Raw genomic sequence first — 16,052 nt, forward strand, 5'->3', positions numbered from 1 at the left:
GTGCACGGGCGGTTCACGGGTCAGAAAGCTAAGGACGGTCAACACAGTATCTTCATCAGACCCGCTGCCGCGCGCGGTTCCATCGATTAGCGCGCATATCCGCCGCTCGCGCAGGTGGTCTTCATGGAAAACAGCGGTTCGGCCAACCGCGAAAGCGCTGTTGGTTCAAGGCAATCCCCCCTGTTCAGATGTCGTGTATATTTACCCATGATCTTGCCCTCCTTGGGGCTAGACGGATCGGAGGTCCGCGCCGGTGATTTCGGCGGACGCGACCAGTTTTTGAACGAATTTCTGGGCTTGCCGTGCCCATGATGCCTTTTCCATGGCCTCGGCGATTTTTGGTTTCACTGCCGCAAAAGGAAGCACGGCCCCAAGGGCCACGGCATCCATACGCACGATATGCCAGCCATGGCGGGTCAGGATCGGTTGGGGTGTGACTTCGCCCTCGTCCAGACGGCGCAGGATGGCTTCGAACTCGGGCACGGTGTCGCCCGGCCCAAGCTGGCCAAGGGTGCCGCCGGATGATTTAGACCCGCAATCGCTTTCACGCGACGCAATCGCGGCAAAGCTTTTGGCGTCCTTGCCGAGGAGCGGTATCAGAGCTTCAGCCCGGCGCATCGCATCGCGCTTGGCCTTTTCATCGCGGGGATCGCAAGCGCACAGGATGTGGGATACCTCCCACAAGGGCGGCGCGCGAAAACGGCTGGGGTCTTTCTCCCACTCCGCATAGATCGCGTCGTCTTCCGGCTTTTCCGGATCAACGACCATTTCAAGAAGGCCCCTGATTTGGGCCTCCTCATCTGTTTCGAACTTGTCCGGCGCCACCTCTTTACGCTCAGGTTTCAGTCCGCGCGCCCTCGCCTCTTGCAACAGAAGGGTGCGGATCGCCACGGCGTTCGCGGCCTTGCGCCAGGCGATGCCCGGCTTTCCAGCCGGGGCATCATGGTTTTGGGTTTCCGACGCCACCAAGTGATGGGGCACCGTTTCACCGTTGACGATCAGATCGGGGAAGAGTGCTGCGTTCATCTGCTTTACTCCGCCGGTGTTGTCTTGGGGGCGCTGCGCTTGGGCAGTGCCTTGCCGCGACGCGACCGCACGATCTGATAACCCGGACGCGTCAGATACTTCACGGGTGCCGCGAAACCCGAGATCATGTGAACCAACCGCGAGAACGGGAAGAGTGCGGTGATAATCAGACCCAGGAAGATATGCAGCTTATAGAGCCAGTGCACGTCAACCACAGTCACCCAGGCGTTGATGTTCCATGTCACGATGCTTTGCGACCAGCTCATAAAGCGGACCATTTCAGAGCCGTCCATATGCTGCAGGGTCTGCGTGATTGTCAGCAGTCCGATGGCCAGTTGCAGCCAGATCAGCACCATGATGGTGATGTCCATCCAGCTGGATGTGGCGCGGATACGCGGCTCTGTCAGGCGGCGGTGCAACAGCAAGGTGCCTCCGATAAGCGCAGCGATCCCTGCAGGTCCCCCTATGATCACGGCCATCCACTGCTTGAGCGCATAAGGCACGCCAAGCGCATCAAGCACCCAAACCGGGGTAAACAAGCCCACCAAATGCCCAAAGAAGATGGTGATGATCCCCACATGGAACAGGATGGACCCCCACATCAACTGCTTGCGGCGCAACAACTGGCTGGAAGAGCTTTTCCACGTGTACTGATCACGGTCGTAGCGGGCGATGGAGCCGATAACCAGAATGGTCAGCGCGGCATAAGGCATGATGCCGAAGATGATGAAGTCGATATCGAAATTCTCAAGCATTTCGGTGTCTCCTTATTCTGCCGCGTGTTGCGGTGGTGGGTTGGTGGGCAGGTCCATTTGGGCGAGCATCTCGCGGGCCTGCGGACAACCTGCATTGGGGTCAGGGCCGAACAGCACTTCGCTTTCTTCCCAGACCTCATCAAGGGCTTCCAAGTCCGTTGGATCATCGTCAGGCTGGGCCAGCATTTCTGCGACCGCGTCCTTGTCGGCCTTCACACCTGCCAGCTGAAGAAGGCTGGCGAATACGGCACTGTAAGGGCTTTCCCGCCGGATCAGCCGGGCGTTCAAGGCTTCAAAGATATGAGCCGCGTCCGCCAGAGTGTCCTGCGCGACCATAGGGGAGCAGGTGGACAGGAATTCCAGCAAAACAGGCAAGTGATCCGGCAATTCAGATGTCACAGGATCAAAACCACCTTCGCGGTAGGTTTCGACCAGTGACACCATTGCCCCGCCCCTATCCCGGCTTTCGCCGTGAACATGTTCAAACAGGTTCAGCGACAAGGTACGCGATCGGTCGAAGAGCAGCACATACTGCTCTTCGAGGTCATAGATGTCGCGCCCGCTTAGCGCCTCCACCAGCGGGCGCAACGCCCGACGGGCTGTTGCTGTCAATCGCGTGTCCGAGGCCAGAATGGCGCTGATCTCGGGCATGGCATGCTGCAACGCGCAGGTCGGGTAACTGAGAAGAAGTGAGAATGCTTTGAGAGTACGATCTACTACTGGCTGGGCCATATCACATTGCCTCCGTTGGCATTTTCAGGGGTTTCTTGGAGCCGCCGAAGAGCGATCCCTTCGATGAACCGCCGCCGCACCCGTTGGTATCGGTAAAGCCGCAGCCGCCGCGCAGGTCGTAAGCTTCCTCGACCTGTTCGCGGTGCGTTGTCGGAATGACAAAGCGGTCCTCATAATCGGCAAGGGCCATGATCTTGTACATGTCCTCGATCACGCGGCCCGACAGGCCGACGCGCGCGGCGATCCCTTCGTCGATAACGCCCTCGATCGTTTTGGAGCGCATGTAAGACCGCATCGCCAGCATCCGTTCCAATGCTGTGACAACCGGGGCTTCATCGCCAGCAGTCAACATATTGGCGAGGTATCTGACCGGAATGCGCAGGTCCTTGACGTCCGGCATGCCTTCGCTAGTGCCAATCGCGCCCGCCTCAGCGGCATTCTGGATTGGCGACAACGGCGGGATATACCAAACCATCGGCAGCGTCCGGTATTCCGGGTGCAGAGGGAAAGCGACTTTCCACTCCATCGCCATCTTCCAGATCGGGCTTTCCTGAGCGGCTTTGATCCAATCCTCTGGGATACCGTCCGCGCGCGCAGTCTCGATCACGACGGGATCATTGGGATCAAGGAACACACCCAGTTGCGCATCATAGAGGTCCTGTTCATCCTCCATGTTTGCCGCATCTTCGATCTTGTCGGCATCATAGAGCATGACGCCCAGATAACGGATGCGCCCCACACAGGTTTCCGAACAGACCGTTGGGTTGCCGCTTTCAATCCGGGGATAACACAATGTGCATTTCTCGGATTTGCCGCTTTCCCAGTTGTAGTAGATTTTCTTGTAGGGGCAGCCCGAGACACACATGCGCCAGCCGCGGCACTTTTCCTGATCAATCAAAACGATGCCATCTTCTTCGCGCTTATAGATCGCGCCTGATGGGCAAGACGATGCACAGGCCGGGTTCAGGCAGTGCTCGCATAGTCGGGGGAGGTACATCATGAATGTATTCTCGTATTCCCCGTAGATCTCTTTCTGGATGCCTTCGAAGTTGTAATCGCCAGAGCGTTTCGAAAACTCACCGCCAAGAATTTCTTCCCAGTTCGGGCCCTTTTCGATCTTCTCAATCCGCTCGCCGGTGATCTTGGAACGCGGGCGTGCCGTTGGGAACGCCTCCATCTCGGGCGCGGATTTTAGGTGGTCGTAATCGAAATCGAACGGTTCATAATAGTCATCGATTTCCGGCATGGAGGGGTTGGCAAAGATGTTGGACAGGATGCGCCATTTGCTGCCCTGTTTGGGCTGCAATTTCCCGGATTTCGTCCGTTCCCAGCCGCCTTTCCAACGGTCCTGATTTTCCCAATCTGTCGGATAGCCAAGGCCGGGTTTGGTTTCCACGTTGTTGAACCATGCGTATTCAACGCCATCGCGACTCGTCCAGACATTCTTGCAAGTGACAGAGCATGTATGGCACCCGATGCATTTATCGAGGTTCAGCACCATGCCGATTTGTGCGCGGATTCTCATGTCTCTGCCTCCTGTGCAGGCGCTTTCCAGCTTTCTTCTTTGTCGAGCCAGTCGACCTTCTTCATCTTTCGGACCACGACGAATTCATCCCGGTTCGATCCAACGGTGCCGTAGTAGTTGAAGCCGTAGGATTGTTGGGCGTAGCCACCGATCATGTGGGTTGGTTTCAGCACCGCGCGGGTGACCGAATTGTGGATGCCGCCCCGGTGTCCTGTCTTTTCCGACCCGGGTGTATTCACGATCTTTTCCTGCGCGTGATACATGAAGGTGGTGCCTTCCTTGATCCGCTGGGACACCACCGCCCGCGCGGTCAGTGCACCGTTGGTGTTGTAAAGCTCGACCCAGTCGTTATCGACGATGCCCGCGCTTTTGGCGTCCACCTCCGATATCCAGATCACCGGCCCGCCCCGGTTGAGCGTCAACATCAACAGGTTGTCGGAATAGGTGGAGTGGATGCCCCATTTCTGGTGTGGCGTGATGAAGTTGAGCACAAGGTTGTCGCCATCATCTTGCACGTCCTTGGTGATGGTTTTCAGATCAATCGGCGGACGGTAAGACATGAAGCCTTCGCCAAACGCCAGCATCCACAAATGGTCCTGATAAAGCTGCTGTCGCCCGGTCAGGGTGCGCCACGGGATCAACTCATGCACATTGGTGTAGCCCGCGTTATAGCTGACCTTCTCGCTTTCAATCCCCGACCATGTGGGGCTGGAAATGATCTTGCGTGGCTGTGCCGCGATGTCGTGAAAACGGATCTTCTGGTGGTGTTCGCCTTCGGCCAGATGCGCGTGTTCACGCCCTGTGGCTTTTTCCAGCGCTTCCCATGCTTTTACGGCGACGTTGCCGTTCGTCTCGGGCGCGAGCATCAGGATGACTTCGCAGGCGTCGATGGCGGTTTCGATCTTGGGCCGACCCGCCGCCGCACCATCCAGTTGCACACCGTTCAGGGCTGAGAGGTTGTCGATCTCCTCCTGCGTGTTCCATGTGATGCCTTTACCGCCATTGCCCAGCTTATCCATGAGCGGACCAAGAGCGGTAAAACGATCATAGATCGCGGTATAATCCCGCTCGACCGCTACATAGGCCGGGGCCGTCTTTCCGGGGATCAGGTCGCATTCGCCTTTCTTCCAATCCTTGACCTGATCCTGCGCAATCTCTGCCGGGGTGTCGTGCAGGATCGGCAATGCGACGATATCGGTTTCCTTCTCCAGATAACCTGGTGTGATTTCCTGGAATTTCTTCGCGATGGATTTGAAGATTTCCCAGTCGGATTTGCTTTCGTACGCCGGATCAACCGCCGCCTGCAGCGGGTGGATGAACGGGTGCATGTCAGACGTGTTCATGTCGTCCTTTTCGTACCAAGACGCTGTTGGCAGAACGATGTCGGAGTAGACCGCAGTGGTCGACATACGGAAGTCGATGGTCACCAGCAGGTCCAGCTTGCCGCGTGGGGCATCGGGGTGCCACTTGGCTTCTTTCGGCAACTGGCCACCATCTTCGCCGAGATCCTTGCCCAGCACGCCGTGATCGGTACCAAGCAGGTGCTTGAGGAAGTATTCGTGACCCTTTCCCGATGATCCCAACAGGTTAGACCGCCAGACAAACAGGTTGCGCGGCCAGTTGGCGGGGTTGTCGGGGTCCTCGCAGGACATTTCCAGATCGCCGGACTTGAGGTTCTCGGCCACATATGCGGGGATTTCCTTGCCTGCTTCTTTCGCAGCCTTCGCCACCTCCAAGGGGTTTGTTTTCAGCTGCGGAGCAGATGGCAACCAGCCCATGCGTTCGGCACGAATATTATAGTCGATTAGGCTCGCATCCCAATCACCTTCGGGCGCTGTAGGTGACAAAATCTCCTCGGCTTTCAGTGTCTCATAGCGCCACTGATCGGTATGTGCGTACCAAGCGGAAGTGGAGTTCATATGCCGTGGTGGACGGTTCCAATCCAGCGCAAAGGCCAGCGGCTGCCAGCCGGTCTGCGGCCGCAGCTTTTCCTGCCCCACATAGTGCGCCCAGCCACCGCCCGATTTGCCCACGCAGCCGCACATAACCAGCATGTTGATGACACCGCGATAGTTCATGTCCATGTGGAACCAGTGGTTCATCGCGGCGCCGATGATGATCATCGATTTGCCTTGGGTCTTTTCGGCATTGTCCGCGAACTCACGAGCCACATGGGCGATCTTGTCAGCTGGCACGCCGGTGATCTTCTCGGCCCATGCCGGTGTGCCGGGCATATCGTCTGCGTAATCGGATGTGACCCAATCGCCGCCCAGACCCCGGTCAAGGCCGTAGTTGGCGCAGAACAGGTCAAAGACGGTCGCTACTTTGATGTCGCCCTCGGCAGTCTTGATCTTTTTGACAGGAATGTTGCGGGTCAGCACGTCGGGATGGTCGGCATCGGTCGCGAACTGACCGTAGGCCTGACCGCCGAAATAGGGGAAATCGACGCCGACGATATCATCCTGGTCTTCTTCCAGAACGAACGACATCTTCAGCTTGGTGTCAGCCTCTTTCGCCTTTTCCTCAAGGTTCCATTCGCCGTCTTCACCCCAGCGATATCCGACCGAACCGTTGGGCGCGACCAGCCCGTTCGAAATCTCATCAAAGGCGACTGTCTTCCATTCGGGATTGTTGTCTTCGCCCAGCTTGCCGTCCAGATCATCGGCACGCAGAAAGCGGCCGGGCACTAGCTTACCGTCCCTTTTTTCCAACTTCACCAGCATGGGGAAGTCGGAATACTTGCGGGTGTAGTCCTCAAAATACTCGGCCTGACGATCAAGGTGGAATTCGCGCAGGATCACATGACCAAAGGCCATGGCGAGCGCGGCGTCCGTCCCCTGTTTGGCGTTCAGCCAGACATCGCCGAACTTTGCGGCCTCGGAGTAATCGGGGCAAATGACGGCGGATTTCGTGCCCTTATACCGCGCCTCAGTATAGAAGTGCGCATCAGGTGTCCGTGTTTGCGGTACGTTGGAGCCCCAAAGCAGCAGGTAACCGGAGTTGTACCAGTCTGCGCTTTCCGGCACGTCTGTCTGTTCGCCCCATGTCATGGGAGATGCTGGCGGTAGGTCGCAATACCAATCATAGAACGACATGCAGACCCCGCCCATCAGCGACAGGTAACGCGAGCCTGCGGCGTAAGACACCATCGACATGGCGGGAATGGGTGAAAAGCCAAAGACACGGTCGGGGCCATAGGTCTTGGCGGTGTAGGCGTTGGCAGCTGCCGTGATCTCGGTCGCCTCATCCCATGTGGCGCGCACAAACCCACCCTTGCCGCGTGTCTCCACGTATGACGCACGCAGGATCGGATCGGCTTGCAGCTTGGACCAGGCCTCGATCGGCTCCATGGTCTCGCGCATCTTGCGCCAGACCTTCATCAAACGGCCCCGAACCAGCGGGTTCTTCACACGGTTGGCGCTATACAAATACCAGCTATAGCTTGCACCTCGGGCACAGCCGCGCGGTTCGTGATTTGGCAGATCAGCGCGGGTACGTGGGTAGTCAGTTTGCTGGGTTTCCCACGTTACGATCCCGGACTTAACGTAAATTTTCCAGCTGCATGAGCCTGTGCAATTCACCCCGTGGGTCGACCGCACAACTTTGTCGTGCCGCCAGCGATTGCGATAGGTGTCTTCCCAGTCGCGGCTTTCGTTGGTGGTCTTGCCGAAGCCATCAGAGAATTCTTCAAGGTTCTTTGATTCCAGAAAGTTCAGTTTATCGAGCAGATGGCTCATGTCTTTTCTCCTGTCAGGGTGATCCTGCCCCGGCGCGAATGCCGGGACAGGCAGGCGTCAGGTTTATGGGTTCTGGACGTAGGCATTGGGCCGCAGATAAAACCACCAGTTGATTGCGATACAGACGGTGTAAAAGACCGCAAAACCATACAGCGCGTATTCCGGGTGCCCTGCGCCCAGCTGTTCGCCGAACACTTTGGGGATAATGAATGCGCCGTAGGCAGCCACCGCGGCAGTCCAACCCAAGGCGGGGCCAGCCTGCTCTCTGTTGAAGACCACGGCGATGGTCCGGAAAGTCGACCCGTTGCCGATGCCGGTTGCTGCGAACAAGATCAGAAACAGGCCCAGGAATGGGTAGAAATATTGTTCCGGTGTCGCAGAGGCATAGGCCGCCTGAATGAAGTAGGCGACACCCAGTGCAGAAGCGACCATGATGATCGAAATCCACTGCGTCACACGTGCACCGCCCAGTTTGTCGGCCATCATCCCGCCAATCGGGCGGATCAGCGCGCCGATGAACGGTCCCATCCATGCAAACATCAAGGCCGATGGGCCATTGGGGTTCACAGTGTCATGGGTCATCAGACCATCCACTTCGAGGTGGCTGAAGCCGAAGACGACCTTGATGGTAAGTGCCAGAGCAGCCGAATAGCCGATGAACGAACCAAAGGTCATGGTGTAGATCACAGTCATGGCCCAAGTGTGTTTGTTGCCAAAGATCTGGTACTGGCGGCTCAGGTTCTGGCCCACGGCACCGGGGATCATCTTCAGACCCAGGACGGTCAGCGCGATGACGATTGGCAGCACGATCCATTTCGACAGGCCGATGCCGGATGTCGGCAAACCGGCCTCGGTCCCTGGCAGCAGCAACCACAAACCGAAGGCAGCGGTTGCAAAGCCGATCAATAGCATCCCGGTGATGGTCGCAAAGGCACCCAACGGGTTCGGGATGTTTGGCGAGACATGCTCATCACGGATATTGTTCATGCCGAACCAACCGATGATGACCAGCGGGATCAGGAACACCAGCCAGATCAGGCCCGCGTTTTGAATGTAAGTCTCGGTCCCGGCAGGGATCTTGCCGATCAGGGTACCGGATGTGTTGACCAAGGTGCGGCTCTCGCCGCCAAAAATGCCCATTGTCATCGCCAATGGGATCAGGATTTGCATGGTGGTCACACCAAAGTTGCCCAGACCGGCATTCATGCCCAAGGCAAAACCTTGGATCTTCTTTGGGTAAAAGAAGCTGATATTGGACATTGAGGACGAGAAGTTACCGCCGCCGATGCCCGACAGGAATGCAAGGATCTGGAAGTACCACAGTGGTGTGTTGGGGTCTTGTAGAGCCAGCCCAGTGCCCAGAGCGGGGATGATCAGCAAGGCGGTTGTAAAGACGATTGTATTACGCCCACCCGCGATGCGAATAAAGAACGTGGATGGAATACGTAGCGTTGCTCCGGTCAAACCGGCGATGGCACCTAAGGTGAAGAGGTCGGATTTTGCGAACTCAAAACCAAGGTTGAGCATCTGCACCGTGATGATGCCCCAATACAACCAAACCGCAAAACCGCACAGCAACGATGGGATCGATATCCACAGGTTGCGCGTGGCAATCGATTTGCCGGTAGAGGACCAGTAACTGTCGTCCTCAATGTTCCAATTTGTCAGATCTTGTCCCACTTGATTTCTCCAAGTTCAGGGGTGGGACGGGCCATGCTCTGGCCCGCCTTGTTCAGCACTATTCGGCAGCCTGTGCGCCATTTTTCTTGGCGACCGCTATCAGGCCCTCTTCAAGTGCCGCATTCGCCTTGAGCGCGCGCAAGCGCAGGGTCTCGATGTTGGCGGCGGCAAAGTTCGCGCGCTCTTCGTCTTCCTGCCGGGTCGAGAACCGGACAAAGAAGGCCAGGAATGATGCGCAAGTCACCACGATGCCAAGGATGAAAAAGGCCTGCGACCAGTCGATGACGTTCTTGAACAGAAAACCCGCCAGAACCGCGCCGGCGTTACCGCCTGCACCGACCACACCGGCAACCGCACCCAGCGCCTTCTTGTTGATGAACGGCACGACCGAGTAGGTGGCGCCCTCGGCCATCTGGGTGAACAGCGAGAAGACGATCAACGAGGGTAATGCCAAAAACAGCACGCTCATCTGGCTAAAGACCATCAAGGCGCAGCCTTCAAAGAACAGGCAGATAAACAGCCAGAACGCTCGGCCTTTCAGACCCCAGAGAGAACCGAAATTGTCACCGAAGAGACCACCCAAAGTACGCGCAAAGAGGTTCATCAGACCAAAGGACGCGGCCACAAAACCGGCTGTCACGAGGTTCAGATCAAAGTAATCCATGAAGTAAAGCGCGGCGACGTTATTCACCGTCAGCTCAATGCCGAAGCAGGCACCGTAAATCACGAACAGCACCCAGACCCGCGGGTCCTTCAGCGCCTGCATATAGTTGCCAGTGACCTTCGCCTTCTCTTCCATCTTGCCCGCTGCACGCAGGTCATCAAAATTGCCGTCAGGCGCATCCTGGGTCAGGAAGTAATAAGCGATACCGGTCAGGAAGATGATGATACCCACCACCACCATCGACAAACGCCAGCCCACGGCTTCGGAAAAGCCAAACCCGATCACCATGACCGAGAAGAGCAGCGGCATGACAAATTGTGTGACACCACCACCAAGGTTCCCCCAGCCGGCAGATGTGGCATTCGCCTGACCAACTACGTTGGGCGCGAACATGACCGAGGTATGGTATTGGGTGATAACGAATGCGGCCCCGATCCCACCGATCAGGACGCGGAACAGCAGGAATGTCTCAAAGCTTTGCGCAAGGCCGATGCCCATCACAGGCAATGAGCCGATCAGCAGAAGCCAAGTATAGGCTTTCCGTGGCCCGATCCGGTCACATAACCAACCGATGAACAGGCGCGCAAAGATTGTCATCGAGACTGAGCCGATGATTGCCCAGCCGATTTGGTTTGGCGTTAGCCCTAACTCATCCCGGACCACGCTCATCAGCGGTGCGATCCCAAACCAAGCAAAGAAACACGAAAAGAACGCAAACCACGTCATGTGGAAGGTCCTGATTTGCACCATCTTTACATTGAAAAAGTTTGACCACAGGGCGGTGGCCTTGTTTTGTAGTTCCATCAACTGTCCCCTTCGGCTTTTGCGCTCGGACAGAGTTGCGAGCGCCTTGCGAAAAGGGTGACAGCCGCGCGGCACAGTCCTCTTGATGCAGATCAAGAAACCGTAATTTACATAATGAAATAAATTACTTAGCGATTTTTATCAAATGGTACAAATCGCGGGATCAAGACCCGGTTATGCAAGTGTCAAATGGGCAGTTGACAAAAATCAAACGACGAGACGATAACTGGATGAGGAGTCCAGAATGTCGCACATTATGCCCGAGTCAGATTATCCTGATGTGCGCAGCCTTCATCTGTTTTCGGAGATGGAGGATTTGAACTTCAGCGCGCTAATGCGTGGGTCGTATGTTCAAAACTTCCCTCCGCAGATTGATTTGATCATTGAAGGTGATCCCAGCGATTTCCTGCACGTGATCCTGTCAGGCTCGGTAGAGCTGTCATCTGGTTGGAATGGACGCGAGACGGTGATGGCGACAGTACGTCCCGTGTCTACCTTTATCCTTGCCGCCACGATCAAGGACGCGCCCTATCTGATGTCCGCAAAGACACTCGAGAAAAGCCGCATCGCACTGATCCCTAGCCAACATGTACGTGACATCTTTGCAACCGACCATGATTTCGCCCGGGCCATCGTGACTGAGTTGGCGCAGTGCTACCGGTCGGTCATTAAATCGCAGAAAGATCTCAAGCTTCGCACGTCGCTGGAAAGGCTCGCCAATTATCTCCTACGCCAGCACAAGGGCCTTGATGGGACCGGTGAATTCGAACTGACGCTTGAAAAGCGTAAGTTGGCCTCATCTCTTGGGATGACCCCCGAAAATCTGAGCCGCGCCTTCAAAGGCCTTCTACCCTATGGTGTCGAGGTGGATGGCAACCGTATTAGGATCACTGACAAAGACGACCTGACGAAATTCGCCAAACCATCACCTCTCATAGACGACTACTCAATCTAGATTTCGTTCGTGTGACCAAAACAAAGCCCGGTGCCGCCGGTGAACCGGCCGAAAGCACCCGGATCTTTGGCGTGCTTATGTCGAAGAGGGGAAAGCCGGCGCTGACGGCATGTCAGCGATTAAAATGTCGTAAGCCCTTAATGATTATGTCGCTGCCAGTCAGAAAGCCAACCCGCCCGTCTCTGCCACCCATTTCGCCAGCCGTCCGCCATAGGACGGCACGCGGTTGTCCAGTGCGATAAAATCCTCCATCCCATACAGCGCCCAGCGCTGCCCTTCGCCGCCAAAGACGATATCATCGACCGCGCGGGCTGACATCTGTGCGACGAAAAACGCGTTCCATTTGGTAGCGTCGGTGCTGGACGGAAAGGCGCTTTCCCAAAGCACTGCAGTTTGTGGCAGGATGAGCCCCAACTCCTCCTCCAATTCGCGGGCGACGGTCTGAAACGTGGTCTCATCCCCCTCGCGCCCGCCACCCGGCAGGTCCCACAGGTTCGGAAAATGAATATGCGGAAAATCATCGCGCAGGATGCTGACCAGCCGGTCACCCAGAAACAGCGCGACCTTTGATCCGTGATGCGGCCCCGTTGTTTCCACCTCGTGCCCTCCCTATCATAGGACCATGCCAGCCCTGTGCCGCGATTGCCTGACCACATTTGACAGCGAAACCCGCTGTCCGCAATGCCGCAGCCCACGGGTCACGCGGCATCCGGAACTGTTCGATCTGTCCATTGCCCATATGGATTGCGATGCGTTTTATGCATCGGTCGAAAAGCGGGACAACCCGGACCTGGCCGACAAGCCGGTGATCATCGGCGGCGGCAAGCGCGGGGTCGTGTCGACCGCCTGCTACGTCGCCCGGATCAAGGGCGTCAAATCCGCGATGCCCATGTTCAAGGCGCTGAAGCTCTGCCCTGAGGCCGTAGTGGTCCGCCCCCGGTTCGACGCCTATGTCGAAGCATCGCGCGCGATCCGGGCGATGATGGATGAACTGACCCCGGTGGTCGAACCGCTGTCACTGGACGAGGCGTTCATGGATCTGACCGGCACCGCCCGGCTGCATCATGCGCCGCCCGCGGTCATGCTGGCGCGGCTGGTGAAACGGATGAAGGATGAATTAGGGCTGACCGGGTCTATCGGGTTGAGCCACAACAAATTTCTGGCCAAGGTGGCGTCCGACCTCGACAAACCGCGCGGCTTTTCGATCATCGGCAAGGCGGAAACCACCGCGTTCCTGCGCCCCAAATCGGTCCGCCTGATCTGGGGCATCGGCCCGGCAGCGCAGGCCAGTCTGGAGGCTGCGGGCATCCGCACATTTGACGATCTGTTGCGCTGGGACCGGCGCGATCTGCATGACCGGTTCGGGGGCACGGGTGAGCGGCTTTATTCGCTTGCACGGGGCGAAGACGGGCGCCGCATCTCGGCCCATACTCCGGTCAAGACGCTGTCGAACGAAACCACGTTCAACGAGGATACCAGCAATGTCGATATCCTGGATGGGCATATCTGGCGGATGTCCGAAAAGGTCAGCGCGCGGGCCAAGGCCAAGGATAAGGCGGGCCGGGTCGTGACGCTGAAGCTGAAGACCCATGATTTCAAAGGGATCACCAAACGGCTAAGCCTGCGGCACCCCACCCAGATCGCCGACACGATCTATCGGACCGCCCGCGCGCTGTTCGATCAGGTGGGAGACAAGGGGCCCTATCGATTGCTGGGCGTGGGCCTGTCAGAAATCACATCAGCCGACGGGGCCGACCGCGAAGGCGACCTGCTCGACCCCGGCGCGATCAAACGGGCCGAGGCCGAAAAGGCTGCAGACCTGATCCGTCAGAAGTTTGGGGCAGACGCGATCATCAAAGGGCGGGCTTTGCGGTAACGTAAGATGGGTCTTGACCCATCCTCCGTTGAAACCCTACGCTTCGTCCTATCGGTCAAACACCAACAACGGGAGGACAGTGCTGAACATGCGTCTCATCCGCCGACTTCAGCATGGTCCCCGCTTTGCCCTGTAAATCCGTTTGCAGGGCATGATCCGAAACGGTCTGCCCATCATGCCGCCCCTGCGCGGCCATTTCCTGATCAGAGACCGACATGACCATTCTCAACATCAATGCCCTGGGCGTGACCCTTGGCGAACCGCTTTTCACTGACCTGAACCTGACCATTTCAAAGGGCGACCGTATCGGGCTTGTTGCCGCCAATGGACGGGGTAAGTCGACCCTAATGGGGTGTATTGCTGGTACGTTTGACCCGACCACCGGCGATATCACCCGCGCGCGGGGCCTGCGTGTGAGGCATGTGGAACAGAATGTTCCACCCCACGCGCTGGAGAAAACCCTTTACGATCATGTGCTTGCCGCCCTGCCTGTCGAACAGGCCGATTACGAAAGCTGGCGGGTCGATGTGGTGCTGGACGATCTGAAAGTGCCCTATGACCTGCAGCACAAACCGCTGAAGGACCTCAGTGGCGGCTGGCAGCGCACGGCCCTTCTGGCCGCCGCGTGGATCACCGAACCGGACCTGTTGTTGCTGGACGAACCAACCAATCATCTGGACCTGCATCGCATCGGATTGCTGCAGGATTGGCTGGGCGGCCTGCCCCGCGATGTGCCTGCCGTGATCATCAGCCATGACCGGGCGTTCCTGGATGCGGTGACCAATCGGACCTTGTTTTTAAGGGCGGAGCGGTCGCGTGACTTTGCCTTGCCCTTTAGTCGCGCGCGGGCGGCGCTGGATGAGGCGGACGCGGCTGACGAACGCCGCTTTGCCAATGATCTGAATAAGGCCAGTCAGTTGCGTAAACAGGCGGCCAAGCTGAAGAATATCGGGATCAATTCGGGCTCTGATTTGTTGATCACCAAGACCAAGCAACTGACCGAACGGGCGGCCAAGATCGAGGCGGCGGCCAAGCCTGCCCATCTGGAACGCGGCGCGGGCGATATCCGGCTGGCCAATAGCGGGACCCATGCCAGGGCGCTGATTGCGCTGGATGATGTGGCGGTGGAAACGCCGGATGGGCGACAGCTTTACACGACCGGGAAAAAGTGGATCAGCCCGGGCGATCGGATTGTTCTGCTGGGCACGAATGGTACCGGCAAGACGCGGCTGATCAGGATAATCCACGGTGCAATTGCCGGCGATTTGGCAGGTATCAAATGTGCCCCGACCCTTGTGGAAGGCTATTCAGATCAACACCTTAACCAGCTTTCGGATGACGACACCCCGATGACCGCCGTCGCCGGACAATTCGATGTGGGCGACCAGCGGGCGCGCGGTCTGCTGGCGGGGGCCGGGGTGACTATCCAGATGCAGGACACGAAAATCGGCGCGTTGTCCGGCGGGCAGAAGGCCCGGCTCGCGATGCTGATCCTGCGCCTGCAACGGCCGAATTTCTACCTGCTGGATGAGCCGACCAACCATCTGGATATCGAAGGGCAAGAGGCGCTGGAGGAGGAATTGATCGCCCATGGCGCCGCCTGCCTGCTGGTCAGCCATGACCGGAGTTTTCTGCGAAACGTGGGCAACCGGTTCTGGGAAATCCGGGGCAAGCGGTTGGTTGAAGTCGATGATCCGGAGGTATTTCTGGCGTCCGAAATGGCGGGGTGAGGCAACGGTCGGTGGTGCGGCACGGATTCTGCAACGCCCGGATTGGGCGAATCGACGCGAGGCCAGTTAGTATTGGGGTTTGGGGCAAAACGACCGGTCGGCATCGCGTCGGCAAAACGTCGGACTTGCGTCGGACACCTTTGCCGGAATTTGACGGTTTAACGCAGCGCACGGTGCAAATGTGAAGGCCGCGTTAAGAATTTAGGGCAGCGGCGGCCAGTATTCATCCCTCATGGGTCTTGTTCTGCGCATCCATTGGACAATGACTCTTTTCCTCATTGGAGGAGGCAGTGTCTGGTTTGATGAAGATTTTCTGATGCGGGCCATGGCGCGAGGTCTCAGCTTGGCCGTACGGGTGGCCCGCGGTGGAAAAACTCTCACGCTGGAAGCCGCGGGGGGTGGCGGTGTCTCTGGGGCCGGTGTGCTGCCGGGTGGAGCTGAGGCTGCCGCGGGTGCGGTGGTGTGGGGCGTGGAGAGGGTCGTGGTCGCGGTGCGGGGGGGGGGGGGGGGGGGAGTGGCGGGGGGGTGGTGGGGGGGGGCGCGGGTCGCGGGGGGTGGGGGTGCGCGG

General features: G+C 57.9%; 13 protein-coding genes. 4 read left to right on the forward strand and 9 right to left on the reverse strand.

What is annotated here, in order from left to right; translation table 11 throughout:
- Positions 1–228 precede the first annotated feature (228 nt).
- From ACFWW2_RS07350 to ACFWW2_RS07380, 7 genes are all read right to left on the reverse strand, one after another.
- The gene (locus ACFWW2_RS07350) at positions 229–1,026 is read right to left on the reverse strand and encodes a peptidylprolyl isomerase (protein ID WP_393927212.1); all 798 of its coding nucleotides are present in this window, start codon (positions 1,024–1,026) and stop codon (positions 229–231) included.
- 5 nt (positions 1,027–1,031) lie between these two features.
- A complete protein-coding gene (gene narI / locus ACFWW2_RS07355) occupies positions 1,032–1,781 on the reverse strand; it encodes a respiratory nitrate reductase subunit gamma (protein WP_393927214.1) in 750 nt (249 codons plus the stop codon).
- A gap of 12 nt (positions 1,782–1,793) precedes the next feature.
- Positions 1,794–2,513, reverse strand: a complete 720-nt coding sequence (gene narJ / locus ACFWW2_RS07360; RefSeq protein WP_393927216.1) for a nitrate reductase molybdenum cofactor assembly chaperone — start codon at positions 2,511–2,513, stop codon at positions 1,794–1,796.
- Position 2,514: 1 nt separating this feature from the next.
- Positions 2,515–4,038, reverse strand: coding sequence for a nitrate reductase subunit beta (gene narH, locus ACFWW2_RS07365; RefSeq protein WP_393927218.1), 1,524 nt, complete (start codon positions 4,036–4,038; stop codon positions 2,515–2,517).
- Entirely contained in the window at positions 4,035–7,775 is a 3,741-nt protein-coding gene (locus ACFWW2_RS07370; RefSeq protein WP_393927220.1) for a nitrate reductase subunit alpha, read from the reverse strand. Before ACFWW2_RS07370 ends, narH begins: the two co-directional genes overlap by 4 nt.
- A 63-nt stretch (positions 7,776–7,838) precedes the next feature.
- Complete coding sequence (locus ACFWW2_RS07375; RefSeq protein WP_393927222.1) at positions 7,839–9,455, reverse strand: antiporter; 1,617 nt, start codon at positions 9,453–9,455, stop codon at positions 7,839–7,841.
- 58 nt (positions 9,456–9,513) lie between these two features.
- Positions 9,514–10,923 (reverse strand): MFS transporter, encoded by a 1,410-nt coding sequence (locus tag ACFWW2_RS07380; protein ID WP_393927224.1) that lies wholly within the window; start codon positions 10,921–10,923, stop codon positions 9,514–9,516.
- Positions 10,924–11,167: 244 nt separating this feature from the next.
- On the opposite strand from ACFWW2_RS07380, the gene ACFWW2_RS07385 reads away from it, so the two are divergent.
- Positions 11,168–11,878, forward strand: a complete 711-nt coding sequence (locus ACFWW2_RS07385) for a cyclic nucleotide-binding domain-containing protein (protein ID WP_393927226.1) — start codon at positions 11,168–11,170, stop codon at positions 11,876–11,878.
- Between the two features lie 159 nt (positions 11,879–12,037).
- On the opposite strand, the gene ACFWW2_RS07390 is transcribed toward ACFWW2_RS07385, so the two are convergent.
- Positions 12,038–12,475: an NUDIX domain-containing protein gene (locus ACFWW2_RS07390; protein WP_393927228.1), complete on the reverse strand. Its 438-nt coding sequence runs from the start codon at positions 12,473–12,475 to the stop codon at positions 12,038–12,040.
- Between the two features lie 25 nt (positions 12,476–12,500).
- On the opposite strand from ACFWW2_RS07390, the gene ACFWW2_RS07395 reads away from it, so the two are divergent.
- Positions 12,501–13,754 carry a DNA polymerase IV gene (locus ACFWW2_RS07395; protein ID WP_393927230.1) on the forward strand — a complete coding sequence of 418 codons (1,254 nt, stop codon included), beginning with the start codon at positions 12,501–12,503 and terminating at the stop codon, positions 13,752–13,754.
- Between the two features lie 55 nt (positions 13,755–13,809).
- On the opposite strand, the gene ACFWW2_RS07400 is transcribed toward ACFWW2_RS07395, so the two are convergent.
- The gene (locus ACFWW2_RS07400; protein ID WP_393927232.1) at positions 13,810–13,971 is read right to left on the reverse strand and encodes a hypothetical protein; all 162 of its coding nucleotides are present in this window, start codon (positions 13,969–13,971) and stop codon (positions 13,810–13,812) included.
- Between ACFWW2_RS07400 and ACFWW2_RS07405 the strand changes: the two genes are divergently transcribed.
- Both ACFWW2_RS07405 and ACFWW2_RS07410 read left to right on the forward strand, forming a co-directional pair.
- Positions 13,970–15,484, forward strand: coding sequence for an ABC-F family ATP-binding cassette domain-containing protein (locus ACFWW2_RS07405; protein WP_393927234.1), 1,515 nt, complete (start codon positions 13,970–13,972; stop codon positions 15,482–15,484). The genes ACFWW2_RS07400 and ACFWW2_RS07405 overlap by 2 nt on opposite strands.
- Before the next feature lie 262 nt (positions 15,485–15,746).
- A partial coding sequence (locus ACFWW2_RS07410) for a hypothetical protein (protein WP_393927236.1) occupies positions 15,747–16,052 on the forward strand: 306 nt, incomplete at its 3' end.

Source organism: Yoonia sp. R2-816, assembly GCF_046762905.1.
GTDB lineage: Bacteria > Pseudomonadota > Alphaproteobacteria > Rhodobacterales > Rhodobacteraceae > Yoonia.